The 2,745-nt window shown below is 67.7% G+C and carries 4 protein-coding genes; 1 reads left to right on the plus strand and 3 read right to left on the minus strand.

What is annotated here, in order from left to right; translation table 11 throughout:
* Window positions 1-790 (minus strand): prenyltransferase (locus AS93_RS0118185; protein WP_027591903.1); only part of this gene is annotated, 790 nt, incomplete at its 3' end.
* 79 nt (window positions 791-869) lie between these two features.
* Complete coding sequence (locus AS93_RS0118190) at window positions 870-1,292, minus strand: MerR family DNA-binding protein (protein WP_027591904.1); 423 nt, start codon at window positions 1,290-1,292, stop codon at window positions 870-872.
* A 68-nt stretch (window positions 1,293-1,360) separates the two neighbouring features.
* Between AS93_RS0118190 and AS93_RS0118195 the strand changes: the two genes are divergently transcribed.
* Entirely contained in the window at window positions 1,361-2,005 is a 645-nt protein-coding gene (locus tag AS93_RS0118195) for a cation transporter (protein ID WP_027591905.1), read from the plus strand.
* 154 nt (window positions 2,006-2,159) lie between these two features.
* Here the strand turns inward: AS93_RS0118195 and dctP are convergent.
* Window positions 2,160-2,745 (minus strand): TRAP transporter substrate-binding protein DctP (gene dctP, locus AS93_RS0118200; RefSeq protein ID WP_027591906.1); only part of this gene is annotated, 586 nt, incomplete at its 5' end.

Below are 2,745 nucleotides of genomic sequence, written 5' to 3' on the forward strand. Positions count from 1 at the left end.
GCCAGGCGGCGCGCAGTGCCAGCGGCAGGGTCAGCAAGCCCAGCGCGGCGCCGGCCAGTTCGCGCTGCCACAGGGCCGCCACCAGCACGCCATAGGCCAGCAGCCAGTGCAGCAGCGCCACCCGCAGCGCTCCGGCAACACCGATCTGCATGGGCAGCGTGCGGCGGCCGGCGGCGCGGTCGGCGTCGATGTCGGGAATCTGGCTGAGCAGCAGCAGGTTGTTGCACAGCAGCAGCGGCACCAGGGTCAGCAGCAGGTCGCCACTGTCCAGCGGGCCGCCGAGCACCAGACGCGCGCCAAGCACCATCAGGGCGAAGCCGAGGCCCGGGGCGAACAGGCAGAGCCAGGGATGGCGGGTCAGCCAGGGGGTATACGCCAGCACCAGCAGCAGGCCGGCCAACCCCAGGGGCGCCAGGCTGGCAAACAGCTGCGGCTGGCGCAGCAGGAAGAACAGGCCGATCAGCGCGCAGGTCAATAGGCTGCCAATGCCCAGCAGCAGGGTGCGGCCGAGCAGCTGCGGATGCGCCACCAGCGTGCCGCTGCCACCGCTGAAGGCGGTGCGCCGGGTGCGCAGGTCCAGCCCGCTGCGGTAATCGCCGTACTCGTTGAGGGCGTTGACCGCCACGTGGGCAGCCAGCGCGCCAATCAGTACGAGGAGGGCTTCGCCGAACGGCAGCGATGCGGATGGAGCCGGCGGCAGGGACAGCGCCAGTCCGAGCGCCACGCAACTCAGCGTCAGCGGCAGAAAGCGCCCACGCGCCACGCCCAGCCAGGCCCAGGTTTCGCTCATTTCGATGTTCCTTTTCCGGTATCGGGAGGGCAGGGCCGCGCACTCTGCCAGCAAACCGCGCGGCCGGTATTAATGGGGCTCAGTCGTCCGGGTGCTGGCAGCAGTGGCGCTCGTCCAGTGCTTCGAGCAGCCGGCAGTGCTCGGCCTCGGCACTCGGGCAGTTGCCCAGCTTGCGCAGTTCCTGCTGCAGGTTCTGCAGGTCGCGGATGCGTGTCTCGATGGCATCCAGATGCTCGCGGACCATGCGGTCGGCGCTGGCGCAGGGTTGTTGCGGGTGGGCGGCCAGTTCCAGCAGTTCGCGGATTTCCTCCAGGCTGAAGCCCAGCTCGCGACCACGGCGGATGAAGCGCAGCCGGCGGACGTCCTCGGCGCGGTAGCTGCGGTAGCCGGACGGGGTGCGCTGGGGCGCGGGCAGCAGGCCGGAGCGCTCATAGAAGCGGATGGTCTCCACGTTGACGCCGCTTTGCTTGCTCAATGCACCGATGGTGAGGGGAGTGGACATGGTCTTGACCCTGTAGCAACTACAGGCTTTAGCCTACGGCCAGTTCTGAAAAACACCAAGGAGACTCCATGGGAGCCAATTGCTGCAGTCACGAAGATCCGTGCGCTACCGCGCTGCGGTCGGGCCGTTACCGGAAGATCCTGTGGATCGCGCTGGTGGTGAACTTCACCATGTTCGTGGTGGAAATCGGCGCCGGCTTCACGGCCGGGTCGGTATCCCTGCTGGCAGACTCGCTGGATTTCGCCGGCGACGCTGCCAACTACGGCATCAGTCTGCTGGTGCTGGGCATGGGGGTGGTGGCGCGGGCACGGGCCTCGCTGTTCAAGGCGCTGTGCATGCTGCTGTTCGGCATCGCAGTGCTGGCCACCGCCCTGTGGCATCTGGTCAGCGGCACGGTACCGAGCGCGCCGACCATGGGCGTAGTGGGCACCCTGGCGCTGCTGGCCAACGTCGGCGTGGCGGCGCTGCTCTACGCCTACCGCGAGGGCGACAGCAACATGCGCAGCGTCTGGCTGTGTTCGCGCAACGATGCGCTGGGCAACCTCGCGGTGCTGATGGCCGCGCTGGGCGTGTTCGGCACCGGCAGCGCCTGGCCGGACCTGCTGGTGGCCGGCATCATGGCCAGCCTGGCGACCAGTGCCGCGACGCAGATCCTGCTGCAGGCGCGCGGTGAGTTGAACGGTGAGCAGGCGCACGCCGGTCACCGGCACTGAGCTGCGGCTGCGCGCTTTCCTGTAGGAGCGGCAACAGCCGCGATGCTCTTTCGTGCAGGCCGGCGGTGCGGCGGTTGCGGGCGGTGGGGGATCAAAAAAAGCCCCGGTCTCTGGCGAGGCCGGGGCTTTGCTGTACATCCGGATCAGCGCGGCATCAGCGCCATTCGTAGATGTTCTTGTCGGTGGCTTCGCCCATCGGCGTGGCCAGCTCGCGGAACTGCTTCATGGAGGTCCAGATGCGCTGGTTCAGGTCGCTCTCGGCGGCGAACTTGTCCATCACCTGCTCGGATTGCTGTTGCAGCGCGGCGAGCACGGTGTCCGGGAACTTCTTCAGGATCACGCCCTGCTTCTGCAGTTCCTGCAGCGCCTTGGCGTTGTTGTAGACGTACTCGTCGATCATCAGCTGCAGCGAGCCCCGGGCGGCCTCTTCGAGGATCGCCTGCAGGTCGGCGGGCAGTTCATCCCAGGCGGCCTTGTTGATCAGCAGCTCGATGGCGGCCTGCGGTTCGGCCCAGCTCGGGTAGTAGTAGTACTTGGCGGCCTTGTGGATGCCGGAAGCCAGGTCGTTGTACGGGCTGACCCAGTCGGTGGCGTCGATCATGCCGGTCTGCAGGGCGGTGAACACCTCGCTGCCGGGGACGATGATCGGCGTGGCGCCGATGCTGCCGATGACTTCGCCGCCCAGACCCGGCATGCGGATCTTCAGGCCCTTGAGGTCGTCGACGCTGTTGATTTCCTTG

The organism is Pseudomonas sp. RL (assembly GCF_000647775.1).
In the GTDB taxonomy this organism is placed as follows: domain Bacteria; phylum Pseudomonadota; class Gammaproteobacteria; order Pseudomonadales; family Pseudomonadaceae; genus Serpens; species Serpens flexibilis.

Bases quoted from the DNA above. Each gene is read 5' to 3' on its own strand.
- AS93_RS0118190 (WP_027591904.1), bottom strand. From the start codon at position 1,292: ATGTCCACTCCCCTCACCATCGGTGCATTGAGCAAGCAAAGCGGCGTC.
- AS93_RS0118195 (WP_027591905.1), top strand. From the start codon at position 1,361: ATGGGAGCCAATTGCTGCAGTCACGAAGATCCGTGCGCTACCGCGCTG.